The organism is Kluyvera chengduensis (assembly GCF_044197065.1).
GTDB classification, from domain to species: Bacteria; Pseudomonadota; Gammaproteobacteria; order Enterobacterales; family Enterobacteriaceae; genus Kluyvera; species Kluyvera ascorbata_C.
This window is the reverse complement of sequence record NZ_JBIQOI010000004.1, coordinates 46035-68317: the sequence shown is the minus strand read 5'-3', so window position 1 is coordinate 68317 and position 22283 is coordinate 46035. Positions and strand designations below refer to the sequence as shown.

The following is a 22283-nucleotide window of genomic DNA, read 5'->3' as shown; positions in this document are numbered from 1 at the left end:
GAAACGGTTTACGCCGACGGTGGTTTATCACTTCGGGGACCGACTGTTCTCAACATCGGTGATGCGCCTGAGCGACGCATCAAAAACATTGCTAACCCACCCGATGGCCTATGCCAACGGGCTGGGGTTATGTTACACGATGCGGGCAAATCCTGCCGCTAAATCCGCAATCAGATCGTCAACGTTTTCTAAACCGATATGGACGCGAACCAGCGTGCCGGTAAAATCGATTTTCCCTTCCGGGCGAATGCTGGCAAGTTCAGACGGTTGGTTAGCCAGAATTAACGACTCAAAGCCGCCCCAGGAGTAGGCCATGCTGAACAGCGAGAAGTTATCGAGGTAGTTTGCCAGCTCTTCATCGTTCAGGCGCTTTTTGAGCACAAACGAGAACAGACCGCTGCTGCCGGTAAAATCACGTTTCCAGAACTCATGCCCTTTACTGCCAGGAAGCGCAGGGTGATTCACGCGCTCAACCTGCGGCTGCTGCGCCAGCCACTCGGCCACCTTCAGGCTGCTTTCATGGTGCTGGCGTAAACGTACGCCCAGAGTACGCAGACCGCGGCTGGTCATGTAGGCGGTATCCGCATCGAGCATCTGGCCCATCAGGTAGGCGTTTTCACGCAACTGTGGCCAGCAGCGCTCGTTAGATACCGCCGTACCGACCATCGCATCAGAGTGGCCAATCAGGTATTTGGTGCCAGCCTGAATGGAGATGTCGATACCGAAATCGAGCGCTTTAAACAGAATTCCCGCCGCCCAGGTGTTGTCGATCATGATGATGGCTTCAGGCGCCACGCGGCGCACGGCGGCGACAATGGCCGGGATGTCGTGTACTTCCATGGTGATGGAGCCAGGGGATTCGAGGAACACGATTTTGGTGTTGGGCTTAATCAAGTCGGCAATCCCTTTGCCGATCATCGGATCAAACCAACGGGTGGTCACGCCCAGTTTGCCGAGAATTTTGGTGCAGAAGTCCTGGCTGGGCTCGTAGGCGGTGTTGGTCATCAGCACGTTATCGCCTTGTTCGACAAACGCCAGAATGGTATTGGCAACCGCTGCCGCGCCGCATGGGAAGAGGGCGCAGCCAGCACCGCCTTCCAGCTCACACATGGCTTCCTGCAATGAGAAATGGGTGAGAGTACCGCGGCGACCATAGAACAGCTCGCCGTTGGCGCGATTGCGGGTCGCATGTTTTTTGGCGGCGACCGTGTCGAACACCAGCGAAGAGGCGCGCTGAATGACGCTGTTCACCGATCCTTGGGTGTATTTTTTGCTGCGTCCGGCGTTAACCAGCGCGGTATCGAGGTGTTTGTCTGCCATTTTTGCCTGCCTATTTTTATACGTCTGGATGGCTAAATTAACACGATTGCACGCGGGATCTACCGTTTAGTGTGCGAACAGCAGAAAATTTTGCCAAAAAACGCGCGGAAAACTTTTTTACTGCGTAAGCGCAAGGAAAATAAGTGTGATTTGGGTCAATATGTAAATACTAATGAGAACTACTATCAATTCGATGATGTTTTGATATTATTGTTCCCAGAATTTGTGATTTATGTCCTGGAGATACACAGTGGGTAATAATTTGATGCAGGCGGATCTCTCCGTTTGGGGTATGTATCATCATGCCGACATCGTGGTTAAAGTGGTCATGATTGGCTTGATACTGGCATCCGTCGTCACCTGGGCCATTTTCTTCAGCAAAGGTGCAGAGCTTATCTCCCATAAGCGCCGCCTCAAGCGCGAACAAAAACTGTTAGGCGAAGCGCGTTCCCTGAATCAGGCGAATGAAATCGCGGCTGCATTCGATGCCCGCAGCCTGAGCACGCAGTTAATCAACGAAGCGGAGAACGAGCTGGAGCTCTCTGCGGGTTCGGAAGATAACGAAGGTATTAAAGAACGTACCGGCTTCCGTCTTGAGCGTCGCGTGGCGGCGGTGGGTCGTCATATGGGTCGTGGTAACGGCTTCCTGGCAACCATCGGTGCAATCTCCCCGTTCGTCGGCCTGTTTGGTACCGTATGGGGTATCATGAACAGCTTCATTGGTATCGCCCAGACCCAGACCACTAACTTGGCGGTTGTTGCTCCTGGTATCGCAGAAGCGCTGCTGGCAACGGCAATTGGCCTGTTCGCTGCGATTCCAGCGGTGGTTATCTATAACATCTTTGCGCGTCTGATTGGTGGCTTTAAAGCCAACCTGAGCGACGTTGCAGCGCAGGTTCTGCTGCTGCAAAGCCGTGACCTGGACCTCAGCGCCAGCGGCGTACATCCGGTGCGTACCGCCCAGAAATTACGAGTAGGTTAACGCCCCATGGCAATGCGTCTTAATGAAAATCTGGACGATAATGGCGAAATGCATGATATCAACGTGACGCCGTTTATCGATGTCATGTTGGTACTGCTGATTATCTTTATGGTTGCCGCCCCGTTGGCCACCGTGGATGTCAAAGTGAATCTGCCAGCGTCGTCTAGCCAACCGCAGCCTCGCCCGGATAAACCGGTCTACCTGTCGGTCAAGGCGGACAAATCAATGTTCCTTGGTAACGATCCGATTACCGACGACAACATGGTGACGGCAATTGACGCGCTGACGGAAGGCAAAAAAGATACCACTATCTTCTTCCGTGCCGACAAAACCGTGGACTATGAGACGATGATGAAGGTCATGGATACTCTGCATCAGGCAGGCTATCTGAAAATTGGCCTCGTCGGTGAAGAGACCGTCGCGAAAAAATAAGTATCCCGGATGGCGCGTTCTGCGCCATCCGTTATTATTCTTCTAGTACTATAATATTTCCCTTAAGTCTCATATATTCCAATTCACTGTTAAATATTATTAAGCATGACTTAATCGTCGCGATATATTTTTAACAACGTGCTGGCTAGTCATAAATAACCCCTCTACGCTTAATTCTGAACGCTAACAATAATATGACGTGAAATAACACCTGCGCGGGCGGAATATATCATGGCAATAATGACGTTGTGGCAAGCCGATGGCGTGCCTCGGGATCTGTTCTCTTTATCCTCTATTCGCCGTAGAGCCGACCGGCTGTTGATGGTGCTCGCCTGGGTCATGTGGGGCGTATCGTTGGGCGTAGGGGCGATGAATGGCAACCTCAGCCTGGCGCTACTGGTGGCGACATTGCTGGCGGTACTCGGCACGCTCATGACGTTACTTTTTCCCGGCAAGCTCATTACCCGCCTGATGTACGCATTTATTATGATGGCCTATTCCGCGCTGCTTATTCAGCTTGGCGGTGGCGAAACTGAATACCATTTCTCGGTATTTGTACTGCTGTCGGCGCTGCTGGCGTGGCGCGACTGGCGGCCATTAATTATGGGCGCCGCCGTTATTGCCGTGCATCACCTGGTATTTAATTATTTACAAGAGTATGAGCTGTTCAATATTACCGTCTTTATGCACACTGGCCTGCATATGGTGATTATGCATGGACTATACGTTGTCGCGCAGACGATATTCCTCGTGCTGCTGGCGGTACGTATGGAGCAGGATGCCCGCTCGGCGAGCGAAGTGGCGAAGCTCGCCTCGGTTATCAACCGCGAGACGGGCTATCTGACCCTGGAGCGTGACAGTAAAACCAGCCGTTCCCCGTTTGCCCGCACCTTTAGCCTGACGTTGGATGCGATGCGCAATACGCTTGAGCAGGTGAGCGGCAACGTTTCGCAACTGATTGAGGCGTCGCAAACGCTTCTCCAGCGTAATACCGCACTTTCCGAGCGCACGGACAACCAGGCGCGATCGTTGGCCGTCACCGCCAGCGCCATGGAACAGCTCGCCGCGGCGGCCTCGCTCACCAGCGAGAAGGCCAGCGAGGCGCGGACGCTAGCAGAACAGGCAAGCGGCGTGGCGCAGGAGGGTGGGGAAAATATACGCTCGGCGATGGCCTCCATGACGCATATCCGCGATGAGTCGCTGAAAATCAACGGTATTCTCGAGCTTATCGACGGCATTGCCTTCCAGACCAATATTCTGTCCCTGAACGCTTCCGTTGAGGCGGCGCGGGCAGGCGCGCACGGCAAAGGCTTCGCGGTAGTGGCTGCCGAAGTGCGTACGCTGGCGCTGCGCTGTGAAGAGGCGGCACGCGATATCCGCCAGATGATTGCCACCTCCGTCGAGCGCACCCATCAAGGGGCGGAGCAGGTTGAGCGGGCGGGAAAAACGATGGCATCGATTATCAGCAATATCGACAGCCTGCAATCCTGCGTTGACGTGCTGTTCTCAATGAGCGACCAGCAAAAAACCAGCGTGCTACAGATGAAAGGCAGCATTGCCACGATTGATGCCAGCGTGCAGGAGAACGCACAGCATGTGGCGCAGACCATTCAGGTGGCGCAGCAACAGCAGCATCATACCGGTGAGTTGAAGTCGGCGATCTCGGTGTTCCGGCTGGTTTAAGGTCACAAAAATGAAAGCGGTATGACAAATCATCCAGTTATGTGACAACTTCCGCAGTTGCCAGAAAACGTAATACCAGTACGAAAAATGACAATAGGATTGTTATGGGCATCCTCCTACATTGAAGCCTCTTCAATTCCGGAGGACATTCTCGTGGCAAATGACAGCAAATTGTCTATCGCAGAAAAGCTGGGATATGGCATGGGCGACGCCGCTTGCGGCATCGTCTACTCTTCTGTAACGATGTTTTTGACCTGGTTTTATACGGATATTTACGGCCTCTCCGCGGCGGCGGTAGGGGTGATGTTCCTGGTGACCCGCGTGCTGGACGCCATCACCGACCCGCTGACCGGCATCGTCGCCGACCGGGTAAAAACCCGCTGGGGCCACTTCCGCCCGTGGCTAATCTGGTTCGCTATTCCCTACGCCGTGCTGGCGGTGATGACCTTTACCACGCCAGCTTTCGGCGCATCAGGTAAGCTGGTTTATGCCTACCTGACCTACACCCTGCTGATGCTGTGTTACACCTTTATCAACATTCCTTACTGCGCGCTGGGCGGGGTGATCACGCGCGATGAAAAAGATCGTCTGTCGGCGCAGTCCTATCGCTTTACGATCTCCTCTGTTGCCGGGCTGATGGTCTCGGTCGCGACGCTGTTCCTGGTCGATTATCTGGGCAAAGAGGATAAGCAGTTCGGCTTCCAGGCCACCATGGGCATCATGGGATTGATTGCCATCGTCATGCTCGCATTTTGCTTCTTCTCGACCAAAGAGCGCGTAGCGCCTGCGGTTGAACAGCAGGGCAGTATTCGTGAGGATCTGCGTTCGCTGCTGGCTAACGATCAGTGGCGGATCGTGGCGATCATTACCTTCTTCTCCAGCATGGCGGGCGTGATGCGCAGTGCCGCCACGCTTTATTACGCCACCTATCTGATGATGGGGGGCGTGGAGTCGGCGGCGGGTACGGCGATGAAATCGGCCTTTGTTTCGACAAGCGTGGTCGGCACCATTATCGGCAGCATCGCCGCGGGCTGGCTGGCGAAGCGTTATCGCGCGGTTTCACTGTTTAAAAATATCAACCTGCTGCTGGTGGCGGTGGGCGTGGTGATGTTCTTCGTACCGCCAACCTGGCTACCGGTGGTGTTCCCGCTCTATTTCCTCGTCGGCTTCTTCCACCAGATGTATCAACCGTTTAAGTGGAACATGATGGCTAACGCCGCCGACTACGGCGAGTGGAAGTTTGGCCGCCGTATTACCGGGCTCTCGTATTCTGGCAACCTGTTCGCGTTGAAAATGGGGATGGCGGTTGCGGGCGCGGTGGTGGGATTCTCGCTGGGGCTGTTTGGCTACCAGGCGGGCGTCAGTGAACAAACGCCGATGGCGACCATGGGCATCGTTGGGCTGCTGACCCTTGGGCCATCGCTCTCTTACCTGGTGCTGTGGTGGTTATCGCGCTTCTATAAGCTCGATGACCAGAAAATGGCAGCAATTCAACGTGACCTCTCCGCTCGCCAGCAGGCAGGTTCCCCGGCGACAGCCGCAGAGCCGCAAGCGCTTGACGGCGAATTGAGTAAAGCCTGAGGAGAGTGAGATGACGCAATCTGAATATCAAAACCCGATTTTATGCGCGGACTATTCCGACCCGGATATCGTTCGGGTCGGGGACGACTTTTTTATGGTCTCCTCAAGCTTTAACCATATGCCCGCGTTGCCTATTCTGCATTCAACGGATCTGGTCAACTGGCAGATTATCAACCACGTCTTTGACGCGCTGCCGCTGCCCGGCTACGACGAGTATCAGCCAGGAAAAGGCGTATGGGCACCGTCAATTCGCTGGCATGACAACAAGCTGTGGGTGTTTTTTAGCACGCCGGATGAGGGCATATTTATGTGCCAGACCGACGATCCCTGGGGGCAATGGAGCGCGCCGTACTGTGTACAACCGGCGAAAGGCTGGATTGATCCTTGTCCGTTCTGGGATGACAACGGCGATGCCTGGCTGGTGCATGCTTTTGCCCATAGCCGCAGCGGCATTAAGCACAAGCTGCAGCTGTTTGCCATGTCGCCGGACGGCACTTCCCTGCGAGGCGAAGGGCGTATCATCTATGACGGTAGCTGTGACCAGCCGACGCTCGAAGGGCCGAAGGTCTACAAGCGCGACGGCTGGTATTACATTTTCGCTCCGGCGGGCAGCGTGGAGACAGGTTGGGAAACCGTGCTGCGCGCCCGCAGTATGACCGGCCCGTGGGAGGCCAGAAACGTGCTGTTCCAGGGCGATACGCCGGTGAATGGCCCGCATCAGGGCGGCTGGGTGGAGCTGGACGACGGCGAATGCTGGTTCGTGCATTTCCAGGATGCTCACCTCTACGGACGTATCGTCCACCTGCAGCCGATGCGCTGGGAACAGGACGGTTGGCCGCGTATCGGTGAACCGATGGGTGACGAAGGCGAAGGACAGCCTGTGATGCGCTGGTCACGCCCGGCAAGTCTGCCGCCATCGGCACGTCTATTGCCGCAAACCGATGATGATTTTGCGCGAGGCGTGCCGGGTTTACAGTGGCAGTGGCAGGCGAACCCTAATCCTGGCTGGCTGTTACCGGGAAGCCACCGGCTGAATTTACGCTGTTATCCGCTGGTACAGGCTGAGCATAAACGTCATCTCTACTGGCAGCCTAATCTGCTCCTGCAAAAATTCCCGGCGTGGCAATTTACTGCCCGAACGGCGTTGACGCTGAACGCAGCGGGAAATGGCGACAGCGGCGGCCTGATTATTTACGGCGAGCGCTACGCGGCGCTGCTGCTTGAAAAGCAGGGCGGACATCATCAGTTGCTTTGGGTGACTGGCTGGATGAGCGATGCCGGCGTGGTGCGCGAGAGCCGTCGGGTCATTGCACCGATAAATAGTGCGTCGTGCGCGTTCAGCGTGAGCGTCACCCATGGCGGCATTTGCCGTTTCGCCTGGTGTGAACAAGGGGGAACCTGGCAGTCGGTAACGCCACCTTTTGCCGCGGGAAAAGGGAAATGGGTTGGTGCGAAAATCGGGCTAGTGGCGCTTGCGCTGGAGGCGAATTCACCGCAGGGATCTTGCGCTTTTGACTATTTCGCGACGGATATCACCGGCTGAACGGGGGGCTTTTCGTCTTCTTTATCCAGTTTAAGGATGACGTTTGAGGTGCGGTAATCACCATCCGCGAGGCCGCGGCTGATTTCCAGGGTTGCGGTTTCGCGGTTCAGCACGTGCTGATAGCAGGATTCAGTGTGGGCGAGAATTTTATCGCGCAGGTGCGGGTAACGTTCCATGACTTCGCAAAGGGTCGCGCCAAAGATCTCTTCTTTAACCTGATAGGCATAAATGTCGCGGCGGTTTTTCCACTTCATTTTGACCAGCGCGGCGGTAAGCGGGACGGAAGGGCTGGAAATGCGGCGACCTTCAGCGCTTTTTTCGTCGCGCAGTGCCTGAAGATTACGCTGAAGAAGCGCCTCATCGCTTATCTGGGGGCTTAACGATATATTAGCCTGATTAACATCGACAAGTTTCATACTTACTTATCCGTTAAATTATAAAACAGCGGGGTGACTTTTTCCTGCGTCATTAAATTAAGCCAAATTTCATTGCCATTATCATTTATCTCCTGGGTTTTTAACTCAATAATTTGACTTAACTCCAGTGAAGAGATCTCTCCCTGAACAACAAGGTTATTTAGCATAAGGGCAAAGGCTTCAATTTTCGCTACGCGATATAATCTATCTTTAATATGACGGTCACGCTCTTCCAGCAATGGGTTACGTGATTGGCCACCGCTTATCAATATCTCATCCTGCCAGTCTGCAAGGGTAGGCTTCTCCGGCTCTACCTGCGTGCTGGCCTTCATATCCGGCGACTCAGCCTCTACGGCTGGGATACAAAAACGGGCTGGGATAAGGGTTTCAGCAATCATATACCTGTCATCTTTCGAGGGGCTGGAAAGTGTTTTTTATTATAGTGAGGTTCGTTGACATTATCATGGCGCACTTTTAAAATCAAAAAAAGTGGAGGAAACCATGAGTGGTATTATTTATTTTGTGATGGTGTTACTGCTACTCACCGGCGTTATTTTAATTTTTCTGTATGGTCAAAATAACGATTCAGCAGATACCAATAATGAAACCATCCCCCCTTTGGCCCCTGCGCCACTCAGCAAAGATGAAGGTGAAAATCATTTTGCCAGCCTGATGAGCAGCATCACCCCTGTGTGGTATTGGCGTATTAATCATGAGTATATCGATTTTCTGCAATCAACCATTAAGCGGATGTCGATAGACGAATTAAAAGAAACCCCCGGGCTGTTTGAAGCGCAGGATCGCTGCCGAAATCTGAACGGGGCGGTTTATGAATATTACGATGAAATCAAACGCCGCTGTCTGAAAGGCGAGCGCGTTGCGCCGGTTGATCCGGTGGTGCAGAGTTTAAAGCAGTGTTATCAGGAGTTCGCCCACGAAGCCTATCCGGAGCTGGTGGGGCTGGTGTGGCAAGACTATCGGCGCCCGTTCATTCGTCCCCATGATGTGTGATTACATCTGTTGTTATGATGTTGCATAGTTGCGATATACTAGGCCGAATTTGACTGACGAACAGGACGCTATGGAACGTTTTCTGGAAAATGCGATGTACGCATCGCGATGGATTTTGGCCCCGGTCTACTTTGGCCTTTCGCTGGCGCTGCTGGCATTATCTCTGAAGTTTTTTCAGGAGATTTTTCACGTACTGCCGAACATTTTCAGCATGGCGGAAGCTGACCTGATTCTGATGCTGCTGTCGTTGGTGGATATGACGCTGGTGGGTGGCCTGCTGGTCATGGTGATGTTTTCTGGCTACGAAAACTTTGTCTCGCAGCTGGATATCAGCGAGCACAAAGAGAAGCTTAACTGGCTGGGGAAAATGGATGCCACCTCGTTGAAAAACAAGGTTGCGGCATCGATTGTCGCCATTTCCTCTATTCATCTGCTGCGCGTGTTTATGGATGCCAAAAACGTGCCGGACAACAAGCTGATGTGGTACGTGATTATCCACCTGACGTTTGTGCTGTCGGCGTTTGTGATGGGTTACCTGGATAGCCTGACCCGCGCGAAAAAATAGCGATATAAATACCTTATCCGGCACGTTTGTAGGCCGGATAAGGCATCGCCGCCATCCGGCAATGTGCGCCGGGTTGCCTGATGGCGCTACGCTTATCAGGCCTACAGGGAGCGTAGCCCGGCCAAGCGAAGCGCCGCCGGGGGTGTTACTTATCTGACGACGCCTGCCACAAATTCAACTGCCCATCTGCCACATGCTTATCAATCTGCGCCAGTTCCTCTGCTGAGAAGCTCAGGTTTTCCAGCGCCTTCACGTTCTCTTCAATTTGCTCAGGGCGACTCGCGCCAATCAGCACTGACGTCACGCGGCTGTCTTTTAGCAACCAGCTTAGCGCCATCTGCGCCATCGACTGACCGCGCTGCTGCGCCATCTCGTTAAGCAAACGCAGACTGTTGAGGTTGCTCTCGCTCAGCATCTTCTCCGTCAGGCCGCGCGCTTTTTTGCCTTCCGTCTGCATGCGGGAACCTTCCGGGATCCCGTTCAGGTATTTGCCGGTCAGCAGCCCCTGCGCGAGCGGGGTAAAGGCAATACAGCCCACGCCGTTTTGCTCAAGGGTATCCAGCAGGCCGCTCTTATCTACCCAGCGGTTCAGCAGGTTGTAAGACGGCTGATGGATTAACAGCGGAATTTTCCACTCGCGCAGCAGTTCAACCATCGTCTGAGTACGTTCGGAAGAATAGGAAGAGATGCCGACGTAAAGCGCTTTACCGCTCTGCACCGCCTGCGCTAATGCCGCCGCGGTCTCTTCCATCGGCGTGTTCTCATCAACGCGGTGGGAATAGAAGATATCCACGTACTCCAGCCCCATACGCTGCAGGCTCTGATCGAGGCTCGCCAGCAGGTATTTGCGTGACCCGCCGGAGCCGTATGGCCCAGGCCACATATCGTAACCGGCCTTGGTGGAGATAATCAGTTCGTCACGATAGCCGGCAAAATCCTCTCGCAGCAGACGGCCAAAGTTTTCCTCAGCGCTGCCCGGCGGAGGCCCATAGTTGTTCGCAAGGTCGAAATGGGTAATACCGCAGTCGAAGGCTTTACGCAGCAGCGCGCGCTGGCCCTCGAGGGCGCTGATATGGCCGAAACTGTGCCATAGGCCGAGGGACAGCGCGGGAAGCTGTAACCCGCTGCGGCCGCAGTAGCGATACTGCATCTGTTCGTAACGGGCTGGGTTTGCTTGCCAGGCCATAAGGTCTCCTTCTCTTTTTATTTTGAAACACGGTTCCTAGCCTACTTATTTTTGTGATGAACGCCCGTTGTGTCGATCACACTGTCGGGGTTGGGGATGAAAAAGACGCGCTTTATTCCTCTTAGGGGGTAGCCCTTAAATAGCGCTACCCCCGCTCAAAAAGTCGCTATATAATTTTATATATAACGATTGAGGGCGTAGAGATGGATAACCATTTTGGCAAAGGGTTAATCGCGGGACTGAAGGCGCCTTATGCCGACAGCGCGCAGAAGGTCATCGGTTTTTGCACCGACTATAAGCGTGGCTTTGTGCTGGGCTTTTCGCACCGTATGTTTGAGAAAACCGGCGATCGCCAGCTTAGCGCCTGGGAGGCGGGGGTGTTGACGCGCCGCTACGGGCTGGATAAAGAGATGGTGATGGATTTCTTCAAAGAGCACGATTCCAGCACAACCGTTCGCTATTTTATGGCGGGCTACCGGCTGGAAGGTCAATAAAGCCGGGTGCCTGGCACCCGGCTTTTCATCATGATTGCTGACGCTTGTCTTCGGTATTGGTATCGAAGTCACTGGCGTCATGACGCTCGTGCAGCTGTTCGTTCAGCGGGCCGTTGGTGCGGTTAACGATACGACCGCGCTTCACTCCCGGACGGCTGGCGATATCCTGCGCCCAACGCATGACGTTCTTGTAGCTCTGTGCATCCAGGAACTCATCCGCCCCATACACGTTGCCCAGCACCACGTTGCCGTACCATGGCCAGATAGCGATGTCGGCGATGGTGTACTCTTCGCCCGCCACATAGCGCCCACGAGCCAGTTGTTTATCCAGCACGTCCAACTGACGCTTTGCTTCCATGGTGAAGCGGTCAATAGCGTACTCAATCTTCACCGGCGCATAGTTATAAAAGTGACCAAAACCGCCGCCAAGGAACGGGGCTGAGCCCTGTAGCCAGAATAGCCAGTTCAGCGTTTCGGTGCGCCCAGCCGGATCTTTTGGCAGGAAATGGCCAAACTTCTCCGCTAGGTAGAGCAGAATATTGCCGGACTCAAACACGCGGGTCGGCGGGGTGGTGGAGTGGTCGCTAAGCGCCGGGATCTTCGAGTTCGGGTTCACTTCCACAAAGCCGCTGGAGAACTGATCGCCCTCGCCGATGCGAATCAGCCACGCGTCATATTCTGCTTCCGTTACGCCCGCAGCCAGCAGCTCTTCCAGCATAATCGTGACTTTCTGGCCGTTGGGCGTACCCAGAGAGTAAAGCTGGAGTGGGTGATGGCCCACCGGCAGCGCTTGTTCATGAGTGGCACCGGAAATTGGGCGGTTAATATTGGCAAATGCGCCGCCGTTGTTTTGCTTCCATTCCCACACTTTGGGTGGCTGATAGGTGTTCTCTGACATAATCGCTCGCCTTATTTTGATGATGTGTTGAGGTAGTGAAGTTTAGCAGCTTCAGGCAAAAATCCGTGCCGCCCAGACGCTGACGTCGTCACCGCTGCCCAGATCCGGCTGTACCAGACCGTTGACCATAAAGGTGGGGGAGACGTGAATCCCATTCTGGCGTGCGTAACGAGCATGCCATTTAATCTCTTTTTGCAGCTCCGGTTCGGCGAACGCTGCGGCTAACTGTACGCCGCTGTAGCGCTCAATCCTCGCGATAATCTCCTGTGGCGTGGCGTCCATATTCGGTCCGCTGCAATGGTCGGTAAACTCAAACTCTTCGCGACGATCGGCGACTGCCTTCATCACCTTATGCGCCGCCGCTTTACCGTCGGGCAGCGTGGAGGCGGCAAGAATGCAACGCACAATCACGCCGGAGAACAGATGCCACGGCTGCGACTGCAAACGAATTTTGACGCTGACATTTTCTTCACCGACGAGGTCGAGCAGCGCGTCCAGCTTGTTGAACGTCTTAACGGAAAATGGGCAGGTGGGTTCCAGAAACACTTCGAAGGTACGTGTTCCATGGCCCCAGACTAGCGGCTGTGCCTGTAAACTCATGTGGACTCCTGATGTTTTTAAGTGGATTTTGGGGATGAATATTTTTGCCTCTTATGGGTCATCCTCGCATACACGGGTGTATGATTAATCCACTTTTGTTGGATTAATTTCAACGTGCGGGCGAGAAAATCGCACGGTATGTTTGAGGAAGGTTCATGAGCAAGGGAAGTACCAATAGTGACGCCCCATTTGGCACGTTGTTGGGGTATGCGCCGGGTGGCGTAGCGATTTACTCTTCAAATTACAGCAGCTTAAAACCGGGCGACATGCCTGACGACGCATCGTTTCGTAGCTATATCGACAACGAATACATGGGCCACAAGTGGCAGTGCGTCGAGTTCGCCCGCCGTTTCCTGTTTATCAACTACGGATTTGTCTTCACCGACGTTGGCATGGCCTACGAGATTTTCTCGCTGCGCTATCTACGCCAGGTGGTCAACGACGCGATTCTCCCGCTTCAGGCCTTCGCCAACGGCTCTCGCCGCGCGCCGCTCGTCGGCTCGTTGCTTATCTGGCAAAAGGGCGGTGAGTTTAATGAAACCGGCCACGTGGCGGTGATTACCCAACTGCTGGGGAACAAAGTGCGTATTGCCGAACAGAATGTGCTGCACTCGCCGCTGCCAGCAGGCCAACAGTGGACCCGCGAGCTGACGCTTGAAGTGAAAGACGGTCACTACACGCTGCATGACACCTTCGACGACACCACCATTCTTGGCTGGATGATCCAGACCGACGATGCACGCTACGGCCTGCCGCAGCCAGCCATTGCCGGTGAAGCGCTGAAGCTTGGCGGCGCGCGTCTTGAGAACCACGGTCAGTTCGACGGCAAATGGCTGGACGAAAAAGATTCGCTCCAGCAGGCGTATATTGCCGCCAACGGTCATGTGATCAACGCTGACCCGTACCAGTATTTCACCATGACCGAAAGCGCCGAGCAGGAGCTGATTAAAGCGACCAACGAGATGCACCTGATGTATCTCCACGCCACCGACAAAGTGATGCGTGACGACAGCCTGCTGGCGTTGTTCGACATTCCGAAAATCCTCTGGCCGCGTCTGCGCCTCTCCTGGCAGCGTCGTCGCCACGACATGATCACCGGGCGCATGGACTTCTGCATGGACGAGCGCGGGCTGAAGGTTTACGAATACAACGCCGACTCCGCCTCCTGCCACACCGAAGGTGGCCTGATCCTCGAACAGTGGCTGAAAACCGGCTATCGCGGCAACGGGCATAATCCGGCGGAAGACCTGCTGAGCGAGCTGGTGGGCGCGTGGAAACACAGCCAGGCCAGACCGTTTGTGCACATCATGCAGGACAACGATCTGGAGGAAAATTACCACGCCCAGTTTATGCAGCGTGCCCTTGAGCAGGCGGGCTTTGAGAGCAAAATTCTCTATGGCCTCGACGAACTGCGCTGGGATGCCGCCGGTCAGCTGATTGACGGCGACGGGCGTCTGGTGAACTGCGTATGGAAAACCTGGGCGTGGGAAACCGCCATTGAGCAGGTGCGTGAAGTCGACGAAGACGAATATGCCGCCGTGCCGATTCGTACCGGTAACCCAAATAACGAAGTGCGCTTGATTGACGTGCTGCTGCGCCCGGAAGTGATGGTCTTTGAACCGCTGTGGACGGTTATTCCTGGCAACAAAGCCATTCTGCCAGTGCTGTGGTCGCTGTTCCCGAACCATCCGTATCTGCTGGATACCGATTTCGACATCAGCGAACACCTGGCAAAAACGGGTTATGCGATTAAGCCTATTTCCGGTCGCTGCGGCAGTAATATCGACCTGGTGAGCGGGAACGATCGGCTGCTGGATCAAACCAGCGGTAAATTTGTCGATAGAAAAAATATTTACCAGCAACTTTGGTGCTTGCCAAACGTCGCTGGAAAATATATTCAAGTATGTACCTTTACCGTCGGCGGTAATTACGGCGGCACCTGTTTACGCGGTGACGAATCTCTGGTGATTAAGAAAGAGAGTGATATTGAACCGCTGGTGGTAATAAAAGATAACGAATTGTAGGTCGGATAAGGCGGAGCCGCCATCCGGCAATCTGCGTCGGGTTGCCTGATGGCGCTTCGCTTATCAGGCCTACGTAAAGAAAGCCTGCAATAAACACAACAACAAGACAGAAAAGGAAATGAATATGCACGATCGGCGACTCGCCGTGCGCGCGGGTGAACTCAAACCCTCCGCCGTCCGCGAACTCTTAAAACACAGTAAACTGCCCGGCGTGATTTCTCTCGGTGGCGGCATTCCTGCCCCGGAGCTTTTTGATACCGAAGGGCTGGAGCTGGCGGTGCAGAAGGTGATGAGCGAACGCTTTAACGACGCCTTTCAGTACGGTTTGACCGAAGGCTACCCGCCGCTGCGTCAGGCCGTCAGCGAGCTGTGTCAGGCGCGCGGTGTGGCGTGTCAGGCAAGTCACGTGTATATCACGTCGGGCTCGCAGCAGTCGCTGGATATCGTCGCCCGCACGTTGCTTGACCCGGGCGATGCCATTGTCGTTGAACGCCCAACCTATCTGGCGGCGCTGCAGGTCTTCCAGCTGGCGCAGGCCAACATTCTGAGCGTCGATACCGACGACAACGGCATGCTGGTAGAACAGCTTGCCGAACTGCTTTCCACCACGCGCGTGAAGGCCGTTTACCTGGTGCCTACCTTCGGCAACCCTGGCGGTAAAACCCTGAGCGATGACCGTCGTCGTCGCCTGGTCGAACTGGCGAAGCAGTATGATTTTGTGATCATCGAAGACGACCCGTACGGTGAAATCAGCTTTACCGATGAAGTGCAGCGTCCGCTGTACCAGCACGCGGTAGAGCTGGGCTGTGAAGACCAGGTGGTTTACACCTCAACCTTCTCCAAAATTCTGGCGCCAGGCATGCGTATTGGCTGGATTGTGATGCCGGACTGGCTGGCTCAGCAGACGGTGATTGTCAAGCAAGCCGCTGATTTGCATACCAATATGCTGTCGCAGGTGATCACCGCCGAGTACCTGAGCCTGGGCCGTCTGGAAAACCAGATTGCGCTTATTCGCGAAGACTACCGTAAGAAGTGTGATGCGCTGGCCGACGCTCTGGAAAGCCGTCTGGGGGAGCATATCGAATTCAGCCGTCCGAAGGGCGGGATGTTCCTGTGGGCGCGCTTCCGCTACCCGTTTGACACCATGAAGTGGCTGGAAAAAACGCTGGAAAACGGCGTGGTGTACGTGCCGGGCGAAGCGTTCTATAACGATAATCCGGATACCCGCACCCTGCGCCTGTCGTACTCTACCGTCTCGCAGGAAGGGTTGATGACCGCCGTGGAACGCCTGGCGAAGTCGCTGTAATTCTGTTTTGCTCCGCGCTGCACTTCAGCGCGGAGTCTCTTCTCTTATTCCTGGTCGGCAATCCGGTCATCAAGCCAGATAAGCATGAGCGACGCCAGAAAGGCGGCTGCCCCAGTACCAATAAATAACAGCATAAAAATATCCCGATTTATTCTTCTTATTATTCTGCTGTTTCCGCAGCGTGATTATTTCTATCCGTGAGGGTTATTTTAATACCATGAGGGGCGGTGGCGAGGGTAAAGAAACTATCGGCATCAATATCGAAATCAAGAATGATTTCCTTATATTTTCCACAGGAAATTAATTCTTTCGCTTCACTAATACTGTTGGCTGTAATGGTAGACATCGTAGGACCCTATTAGAAAACTCAGAAGAAAATAAAAGCTAGCGCTTATCAGATCAACTACTTTTTCCTGGTGTGTTTATCAGATGAAATCCTGATGATGTTAACGGGCAAAACATAATATCTGATTTAACTTAAGCCGCAGATTATCGTTTCACTATGGCGTTTTTATCCGATGAAATCCGGTCAGAAAAGAGCGCTATCTGCTACCTGGAGGGACCGCTATCTAACCCGTTCATTGTAGAGCTAGCGTACCTCGTGAAGAGGAAATCTTTACGCCGGTGAACTTGCTACCGTATTCCCCATTGAAATTGGGTACAAAATAAGCGGTAAAAATGAGCAATGTCGTTCCAGGTGTAAGCGGCTATCAAGGGCCTGCGGGTGGATGGGGGGCCGTCAAAGCGGTGGCAGCCTCGGTGTTTTCACAGAAAGCCGTCGCGCGTGACATCATCGCGATGTTCCGCATGAATCAGGTCAAAGGCTTTGATTGCCCGGGCTGCGCCTGGCCTGACCCTGGCCACCGTTCACCGATGGAGCTTTGCGAAAATGGCGTGAAGGCCGTTTCCTGGGAGACGACCAGCAAGAAAGCCTCACCGGAATTTTTCCGCCAGCACACGGTGGCTGAGCTGTGGCACTACAGCGACTATGAGCTGGAAAATATTGGCCGTCTGACGCACCCGATGAAGTACGACTCCGCGACCGACACCTGGCAGGCCGTTGAGTGGCAGGTTGCGTTTGCCGATATCGGTGAGCAGCTGCGCAATATGGCTTCCCCGGAACAGGTAGAGTTTTATACCTCCGGGCGTACCTCCAACGAAGCGGCGTTCTTGTATCAGCTTTTTGCCCGTGAATATGGCAGCAGCAACTTCCCGGACTGTTCCAATATGTGTCATGGGCCGACCAGCGCAGGCCTGACGCCTTCTATTGGTCTCGGGAAAGGCACCGTCGAGTTGGACGACTTTGAACACTGCGATCTGGTGATTTGCATCGGCCACAACCCTGGCACCAACCATCCACGTATGCTCACCACGCTGCGCGAAGTGGCGCAGCGTGGTGCGCGCATTATCTCCATCAACCCACTGGCGGAAAGGGGGCTTGAGCGCTTTAGCTTCCCACAAAGCCCGACGGATATGCTCCAGGGGCACGCGACGACGCTGAGCAACGAGTATTACCAGGTGAAAATGGGCGGCGATGCCTCGCTGCTTAAAGGGGTGATGAAAGCGCTGATTGAGATGGATGAAGCCCGTATTTTGCTTGGCCAGGAACCGTGCCTCGACCGCGCGTTTCTGGCTGAGCATACCCACGGCTATCAGGAGCTGTATGACGATCTGCATCGCTGCCGTTGGGCGGAACTGGAACAGGACTCCGGCCTGACTCGCCGCCAGATGGAAGACCTCGCGGATCGTTACGATAAATCCAACGCCACCATTATTTGTTATGGGCTCGGCATTACTCAGCACAAGAACGGCACCGAGAACGTTCAGCAGCTGGTAAACCTGCTGCTGCTGAAAGGCAATATGGGCAAGAAAGGGGCGGGGATCTGTCCGCTGCGTGGTCACTCCAACGTACAGGGCGACCGCTCGGTAGGGATTAACGAAGCAGCGTCAGAAGAGTTTCTGGTGCGGCTCGAAGGGCGCTTTAACATCAGCGTCTCTCGCAAACACGGTCGCTCCAGCGTAGAGAGCATTCGCGCCATCGAACGTGGCGATGCTAAAGCGCTTATCTGCATGGGGGGTAACCTGGCGGTGGCGATGCCGCAGCCGCAGCGCACCTTCGAGGCGATGAAAAAGCTCGACCTGCAGGTACACGTCGCCACCAAATTGAATCGCTCGCATCTGCTGATGGCGAAGCACAACTATCTGCTGCCGGCGCTGGGCCGCACGGAACGCGATATGCAGGCGGGGGGGATTCAGTCGGTGACCGTCGAAGATTCCATGTCGATGGTGCACGCTTCCTGCGGGGCGCTGAAACCGGCCTCGCGCTGGCTGAAATCAGAACCGGCGATTGTGGCGGAAATGGCGCGTGCCACGCTGCCGAACTCTCCGGTGAACTGGGAAGCGATGATGAGCGATTATGCGCTGATTCGTGATGCTATAGCCGACGTGATCCCGGCCTTTGCCAACTACAACGCCCGTATTGCCGCACCGGGCGGTTTCCGCATGGATACGCCAGCCTCGCGGCGTGAGTGGAACACGGCAACCGGAAAAGCCAACTTTGTGGTAAGCCGTGAGCGCGCCGTCGAGCGCCAGAATCAGCCTGCTGACTCACTGGTGCTGGCAACGCTGCGCAGCCACGATCAGTACAACACTACTATTTACGGCATGAATGACCGCTACCGTGGGATCACCGGCCGCCGTGACGTAGCGCTCCTGAGCCAGGCAGAAGCGGATGCACGCGGGCTGGTGGAAGGCGATGTGATTAATATTCAAGCGCTGGACGATAGCGGCACACCGAGTACCGATCGCGCGATGTACGGGTTAACGGTGGTTATCTACAGCATGGCGGCAGGCTCCATTGGCGCTTACCTGCCGGAGGCCAACGTGTTGTTGTCGCTCGATGCCGTCGATAGGCAGAGTCTCACGCCGGCCTACAAAAGCGTGCCGGTGCTTATCCGTAAAGCATAAGCCTTGTATTTATCGTCACTAAACCAGCCTTCCGGCTGGTTTTTTCGTTTCTGGATGCCGTCATTTTTGGTAATGAGATTTATTCTCAAATAACGCTTTACAGCCAAATATTAAAGATGTATTTTAAATGCATCTTATGAAGCGGAGGTCATTATGAGCCATCTCAGAATTCCAAAAAACTGGACCATCAAACGTTCCACCCCATTCTTTACGAAAGACAACGTGCCTGCCGCGCTGCTCAGCCACCACAACACCGCTGCCGGCATTTTTGGTCAGCTCTGCGTCATGGAAGGGACGGTAACCTACTACGGTTTCGCCAACGGCGAGGCCACCGAGCCGGAGGTTAAAGTGGTGATTAATGCTGGTAGCTTCGCGACCAGCCCGCCGCAGTACTGGCACCGTATCGAGATGACCGACGATGCGCAGTTCAACATTAACTTCTGGGCCGAACCTGAATTCTCCGGCGACGAAGTCTACAGCGCGAAAAAATCCTAACTCTATTGCTTCCCCATCACCGTTGATGGGGAAGCCCTCCCGATAGTGTAAAACGCCATGATGACATTCTTCACAAACGCATCGACGCGAGTCGATTACGGCGAGCAGGAGTGCTGCCGCGAACAACCTTTACTCCACGCTGCCGAATATCAGGAATATCTATACTGTGAAGGGCCAGACTGTCCTGCTAGCCATACGGAGCGTCCTGCTGACGCCGCATCAATTCGTTAATTCATCAGGATGTCGACATGAAGATTGTTGCTATTGAGGCAAATATTGCCGCAGGTAAAACCACGCTGCTGGACCCTCTGGCTCAGGCGCTATCCGAGAAAACGGGCGACAGCTGGAAAGTCATTCGAGAGCCGGTGGATGAAGACCCGGTGTTTCTTGAACTGCTGCAGGTCTTCGTCGAAAACCCCCACGATGCGGATGCGAGGGTGGCGTTCCAGCTTTATATTACCCGTAGCCGACAGGCGCTTTTACAGGATATTCCGGACGGTAACTACGTGATTGAGCGTTCGTTGTTTAGCGATATCGTGTTCTGCCACGTTAACTTCCTGATGACCGAACAGCCCTCGGCTCGCTATATGTCCTATTTCTATCAAATTAAGCATTACCTGAAGAGCTACCCGCAAATTGACCTGGTGGTGTATGTCGACCGGGACGTGGAGTCATGCTTTAACGCCTGCATGGCGCGGGGGCGGGCGGGGGAGAGCGAATATACGCTGGACTATTTTGCCGATCTTAAAGCCTTCCACGATGCCTGCCTGCCGCAGATTACCCGCCAGTACGGATCTAACCTGCTGACGCATCGCGTAGAGTCAGGGTTTGCCTGTCCGGAAACGCTGGCGGATGCCGTCGTTGAAAGCCTGAAGTAGCAACGTTAAATCTCTTCCACGGCGCAGCGCCATATGAAGGCTGCGCCTGACCTCTTCGAACCTCTCCTGCCGTTCTCTATTCCTCCTTACTGCAAAGCAGCGTCTATACTCCCATTGAGGGGTTTTATTACGACAATAGCTACTCTTAATAGGCTAAATTTATTGGCCTAATTTGGTTTTAATCAATAATTGTATTTTTGTTCAGTTGTTGTTAATTGATCTAGATCAATTTATGTGAATGTGAAAAATAAGTTAAATTATGAATCTGAGCACGCTCTTTACATAAAATTACAAATCGAGTTGCGGACATATCCGTACGTATAAGATCTTATTAATAGAAAAATCCTAAAATATGATTATCTATTTCATTGATCTTCTTGTTTTTATTAAATAATTGATCGATTAAGACGATCTATATTCACCAAATCAATTGATTATAACTATCAATAATAATTAATTGATCGTTTTTGACGATATATATTCACTGCGTATATAATTAAACCGAAATTTAGCAAACAGATTTATAGAATCAGGAACCACAAATATTAGATAAAAACTCAGAACAGGACGTTGGGGTAATATATGAGGCACTGTATTATCTCGGATAACAGTTTTTTTCTTTTGGCATTACAGGATGATGATGTTATCCAGGATGGCAACGTTTCAACGATCAACTCTCGGCAATTGCGGTCGAAGTGCTACTTACGCACATCGGTTCGGGATATCTTCGTTGTTTATATTTCTGATGTTGTAGAACGGCATCGAATACTTGGTTTATTGGCGTCACCGACTTCTCGTTGCCGAATTGTACTGCTATACAAGATGGAAGCTTCTTCCGGGTGCGACTTTCAGGGGCCTTTTCCCTGGCTAGTCTCTGAAAAAATAGGCTTTTCCGATCTTTACTCATGCCTGTATAAGGCGGGTAAATCTATTTACGATCAGAGATTTTTCTCTGAGAAAGAGCTAATTGTTTTTCGCTACCTATGCGAAGGGTATTCAGTATCACAAATAAATAAGCTCGCAGGGTTTAGCGAAAAACACATTTATTATTTGAGGCAGAAAACAAAAAGGATGTTTGGGTTACGTGGCAATAATGCTGCGGCTCTCTCTTTTTATCTTGATATTTCTAAGCTCAACCGACGGTAGGAGTGCCATTTCTGGCAATCAGCAATGGCACTATTGTTGCGAGTAAGGAAATTTCACTTAAGTCATAAAAGTATATCTGGCGGTACGTTCGGTATCACCATTCATCGCTGTTTTTAACAAAATGAGAATAAGATTCTCTATTAATAAGGAGTAGGTTTTATGGGAATTAATAAGGCTGCGCTGGTCATTATCTCTGCACTGTCTATGGCTTCAACGGCTGCATTAGCAGCGGATACCACGACCGTAAATGGCGGTACCGTTCATTTCAAAGGTGAAGTGGTTAACGCGGCTTGTGCCGTTGATGCCGGTTCTATCGACCAGACGGTGCAGATGGGCCAGGTACGCTCTGCAAAACTGGCGACCTCGGGCAGCACCAGCTCTGCAGTCGGCTTTAACATCCAACTGAACGACTGTGATACCACAGTATCGACGAAAGCCTCCGTGGCCTTCTCCGGTACCGCGATTGATACCACCAACACCACCGTTCTGGCGCTGCAGGGTTCAGCTTCCGGTGGCGCGACTAACGTCGGGATTCAGATCCTCGACAACAAGGGCAAACCGCTGGCATTGGATGGCGCAACCTTCAGCAGCGCGACCACGTTGAACGATGGCACCAACGTTATTCCGTTCCAGGCTCGTTACTACGCCACCGGCGCAGCAACGGCGGGTGCGGCGAACGCCGACGCGACCTTCAAAGTGCAATACGAGTAATCCATTCGGCAAGGATGCCACCAGGGCCAGGAAGGCCCGATTATT

General features: G+C 53.5%; 21 protein-coding genes. 14 read left to right on the top strand and 7 right to left on the bottom strand.

Annotated features, from left to right (window positions below):
* Positions 1-132 precede the first annotated feature (132 nt).
* A complete protein-coding gene (metC, locus tag ACH1XZ_RS12925) occupies positions 133-1320 on the bottom strand; it encodes a cystathionine beta-lyase (protein ID WP_395595891.1) in 1188 nt (395 codons plus the stop codon).
* 250 nt (positions 1321-1570) lie between these two features.
* Between metC and exbB the strand changes: the two genes are divergently transcribed.
* From exbB to ACH1XZ_RS12900, 5 genes are all read left to right on the top strand, one after another.
* Positions 1571-2302: a tol-pal system-associated acyl-CoA thioesterase gene (gene exbB, locus ACH1XZ_RS12920; RefSeq protein WP_395595890.1), complete on the top strand. Its 732-nt coding sequence runs from the start codon at positions 1571-1573 to the stop codon at positions 2300-2302.
* Between the two features lie 6 nt (positions 2303-2308).
* Positions 2309-2734 (top strand): TonB system transport protein ExbD, encoded by a 426-nt coding sequence (exbD, locus tag ACH1XZ_RS12915; RefSeq protein WP_035892082.1) that lies wholly within the window; start codon positions 2309-2311, stop codon positions 2732-2734.
* A gap of 231 nt (positions 2735-2965) precedes the next feature.
* Positions 2966-4417, top strand: a complete 1452-nt coding sequence (locus ACH1XZ_RS12910) for a methyl-accepting chemotaxis protein (RefSeq protein ID WP_395595889.1) — start codon at positions 2966-2968, stop codon at positions 4415-4417.
* 153 nt (positions 4418-4570) lie between these two features.
* A complete protein-coding gene (locus ACH1XZ_RS12905; RefSeq protein ID WP_395595888.1) occupies positions 4571-5998 on the top strand; it encodes a glycoside-pentoside-hexuronide (GPH):cation symporter in 1428 nt (475 codons plus the stop codon).
* 10 nt (positions 5999-6008) lie between these two features.
* A complete protein-coding gene (locus tag ACH1XZ_RS12900; RefSeq protein ID WP_395595887.1) occupies positions 6009-7541 on the top strand; it encodes a glycoside hydrolase family 43 protein in 1533 nt (510 codons plus the stop codon).
* On the opposite strand, the gene ACH1XZ_RS12895 is transcribed toward ACH1XZ_RS12900, so the two are convergent.
* Both ACH1XZ_RS12895 and ACH1XZ_RS12890 read right to left on the bottom strand, forming a co-directional pair.
* A complete protein-coding gene (locus tag ACH1XZ_RS12895; RefSeq protein ID WP_395595886.1) occupies positions 7514-7957 on the bottom strand; it encodes a cytoplasmic protein in 444 nt (147 codons plus the stop codon). The genes ACH1XZ_RS12900 and ACH1XZ_RS12895 overlap by 28 nt on opposite strands.
* Before the next feature lie 2 nt (positions 7958-7959).
* Complete coding sequence (locus tag ACH1XZ_RS12890; RefSeq protein WP_395595885.1) at positions 7960-8355, bottom strand: hypothetical protein; 396 nt, start codon at positions 8353-8355, stop codon at positions 7960-7962.
* Positions 8356-8458: 103 nt separating this feature from the next.
* Between ACH1XZ_RS12890 and ACH1XZ_RS12885 the strand changes: the two genes are divergently transcribed.
* On the top strand, positions 8459-8968 hold the full coding sequence (locus tag ACH1XZ_RS12885; protein ID WP_395595884.1) for an ESA_00282 family adhesion-associated protein: 510 nt from the start codon (positions 8459-8461) through the stop codon (positions 8966-8968).
* Positions 8969-9038: 70 nt separating this feature from the next.
* On the top strand, positions 9039-9533 hold the full coding sequence (locus ACH1XZ_RS12880) for a TIGR00645 family protein (protein WP_395595883.1): 495 nt from the start codon (positions 9039-9041) through the stop codon (positions 9531-9533).
* Between the two features lie 145 nt (positions 9534-9678).
* Here the strand turns inward: ACH1XZ_RS12880 and ACH1XZ_RS12875 are convergent, their stop codons facing one another.
* Positions 9679-10719, bottom strand: a complete 1041-nt coding sequence (locus ACH1XZ_RS12875) for an aldo/keto reductase (protein WP_395595882.1) — start codon at positions 10717-10719, stop codon at positions 9679-9681.
* A 203-nt stretch (positions 10720-10922) separates the two neighbouring features.
* On the opposite strand from ACH1XZ_RS12875, the gene ACH1XZ_RS12870 reads away from it, so the two are divergent.
* On the top strand, positions 10923-11213 hold the full coding sequence (locus ACH1XZ_RS12870) for a DUF2623 family protein (RefSeq protein ID WP_035892073.1): 291 nt from the start codon (positions 10923-10925) through the stop codon (positions 11211-11213).
* A 28-nt stretch (positions 11214-11241) separates the two neighbouring features.
* Here the strand turns inward: ACH1XZ_RS12870 and yghU are convergent, their stop codons facing one another.
* Positions 11242-12111 (bottom strand): glutathione-dependent disulfide-bond oxidoreductase, encoded by an 870-nt coding sequence (gene yghU / locus ACH1XZ_RS12865; protein WP_395595881.1) that lies wholly within the window; start codon positions 12109-12111, stop codon positions 11242-11244.
* A 51-nt stretch (positions 12112-12162) separates the two neighbouring features.
* Positions 12163-12711 carry a DsbA family protein gene (locus tag ACH1XZ_RS12860; protein ID WP_395595880.1) on the bottom strand — a complete coding sequence of 183 codons (549 nt, stop codon included), beginning with the start codon at positions 12709-12711 and terminating at the stop codon, positions 12163-12165.
* A 155-nt stretch (positions 12712-12866) separates the two neighbouring features.
* Here ACH1XZ_RS12860 and gss point away from each other — a divergent pair, with 155 nt between their 5' ends.
* Positions 12867-14735: a bifunctional glutathionylspermidine amidase/synthase gene (gss, locus tag ACH1XZ_RS12855; RefSeq protein ID WP_395595879.1), complete on the top strand. Its 1869-nt coding sequence runs from the start codon at positions 12867-12869 to the stop codon at positions 14733-14735.
* Between the two features lie 124 nt (positions 14736-14859).
* A complete protein-coding gene (locus ACH1XZ_RS12850; RefSeq protein WP_395595878.1) occupies positions 14860-16041 on the top strand; it encodes an aminotransferase-like domain-containing protein in 1182 nt (393 codons plus the stop codon).
* A gap of 160 nt (positions 16042-16201) precedes the next feature.
* On the opposite strand, the gene ACH1XZ_RS12845 is transcribed toward ACH1XZ_RS12850, so the two are convergent.
* Positions 16202-16387: a hypothetical protein gene (locus ACH1XZ_RS12845; protein WP_395595877.1), complete on the bottom strand. Its 186-nt coding sequence runs from the start codon at positions 16385-16387 to the stop codon at positions 16202-16204.
* A gap of 332 nt (positions 16388-16719) precedes the next feature.
* On the opposite strand from ACH1XZ_RS12845, the gene ACH1XZ_RS12840 reads away from it, so the two are divergent.
* The 4 genes from ACH1XZ_RS12840 (at position 16720) to fimA (ending at position 22238) form a co-directional block, all read left to right on the top strand.
* Positions 16720-19008: an FdhF/YdeP family oxidoreductase gene (locus ACH1XZ_RS12840; RefSeq protein ID WP_395595876.1), complete on the top strand. Its 2289-nt coding sequence runs from the start codon at positions 16720-16722 to the stop codon at positions 19006-19008.
* A 153-nt stretch (positions 19009-19161) separates the two neighbouring features.
* The gene (locus ACH1XZ_RS12835) at positions 19162-19503 is read left to right on the top strand and encodes a DUF1971 domain-containing protein (RefSeq protein ID WP_035892065.1); all 342 of its coding nucleotides are present in this window, start codon (positions 19162-19164) and stop codon (positions 19501-19503) included.
* Positions 19504-19751: 248 nt separating this feature from the next.
* The gene (locus ACH1XZ_RS12830) at positions 19752-20381 is read left to right on the top strand and encodes a deoxynucleoside kinase (RefSeq protein WP_395595875.1); all 630 of its coding nucleotides are present in this window, start codon (positions 19752-19754) and stop codon (positions 20379-20381) included.
* 1305 nt (positions 20382-21686) lie between these two features.
* Complete coding sequence (gene fimA / locus ACH1XZ_RS12825) at positions 21687-22238, top strand: type 1 fimbrial major subunit FimA (RefSeq protein WP_395595874.1); 552 nt, start codon at positions 21687-21689, stop codon at positions 22236-22238.
* The last annotated feature ends 45 nt before the right edge of the window (positions 22239-22283 follow it).

Bases quoted from the DNA above. Each gene is read 5' to 3' on its own strand.
- metC (WP_395595891.1), bottom strand. From the start codon at position 1,320: ATGGCAGACAAACACCTCGATACCGCGCTGGTTAACGCCGGACGCAGC.
- exbD (WP_035892082.1), top strand. From the start codon at position 2,309: ATGGCAATGCGTCTTAATGAAAATCTGGACGATAATGGCGAAATGCAT.
- ACH1XZ_RS12910 (WP_395595889.1), top strand. From the start codon at position 2,966: ATGGCAATAATGACGTTGTGGCAAGCCGATGGCGTGCCTCGGGATCTG.
- ACH1XZ_RS12900 (WP_395595887.1), top strand. From the start codon at position 6,009: ATGACGCAATCTGAATATCAAAACCCGATTTTATGCGCGGACTATTCC.
- ACH1XZ_RS12895 (WP_395595886.1), bottom strand. From the start codon at position 7,957: ATGAAACTTGTCGATGTTAATCAGGCTAATATATCGTTAAGCCCCCAG.
- ACH1XZ_RS12890 (WP_395595885.1), bottom strand. From the start codon at position 8,355: ATGATTGCTGAAACCCTTATCCCAGCCCGTTTTTGTATCCCAGCCGTA.
- ACH1XZ_RS12885 (WP_395595884.1), top strand. From the start codon at position 8,459: ATGAGTGGTATTATTTATTTTGTGATGGTGTTACTGCTACTCACCGGC.
- ACH1XZ_RS12880 (WP_395595883.1), top strand. From the start codon at position 9,039: ATGGAACGTTTTCTGGAAAATGCGATGTACGCATCGCGATGGATTTTG.
- ACH1XZ_RS12875 (WP_395595882.1), bottom strand. From the start codon at position 10,719: ATGGCCTGGCAAGCAAACCCAGCCCGTTACGAACAGATGCAGTATCGC.
- ACH1XZ_RS12870 (WP_035892073.1), top strand. From the start codon at position 10,923: ATGGATAACCATTTTGGCAAAGGGTTAATCGCGGGACTGAAGGCGCCT.
- yghU (WP_395595881.1), bottom strand. From the start codon at position 12,111: ATGTCAGAGAACACCTATCAGCCACCCAAAGTGTGGGAATGGAAGCAA.
- ACH1XZ_RS12860 (WP_395595880.1), bottom strand. From the start codon at position 12,711: ATGAGTTTACAGGCACAGCCGCTAGTCTGGGGCCATGGAACACGTACC.
- gss (WP_395595879.1), top strand. From the start codon at position 12,867: ATGAGCAAGGGAAGTACCAATAGTGACGCCCCATTTGGCACGTTGTTG.
- ACH1XZ_RS12850 (WP_395595878.1), top strand. From the start codon at position 14,860: ATGCACGATCGGCGACTCGCCGTGCGCGCGGGTGAACTCAAACCCTCC.
- ACH1XZ_RS12845 (WP_395595877.1), bottom strand. From the start codon at position 16,387: ATGTCTACCATTACAGCCAACAGTATTAGTGAAGCGAAAGAATTAATT.
- ACH1XZ_RS12840 (WP_395595876.1), top strand. From the start codon at position 16,720: ATGAGCAATGTCGTTCCAGGTGTAAGCGGCTATCAAGGGCCTGCGGGT.
- ACH1XZ_RS12835 (WP_035892065.1), top strand. From the start codon at position 19,162: ATGAGCCATCTCAGAATTCCAAAAAACTGGACCATCAAACGTTCCACC.
- ACH1XZ_RS12830 (WP_395595875.1), top strand. From the start codon at position 19,752: ATGAAGATTGTTGCTATTGAGGCAAATATTGCCGCAGGTAAAACCACG.
- fimA (WP_395595874.1), top strand. From the start codon at position 21,687: ATGGGAATTAATAAGGCTGCGCTGGTCATTATCTCTGCACTGTCTATG.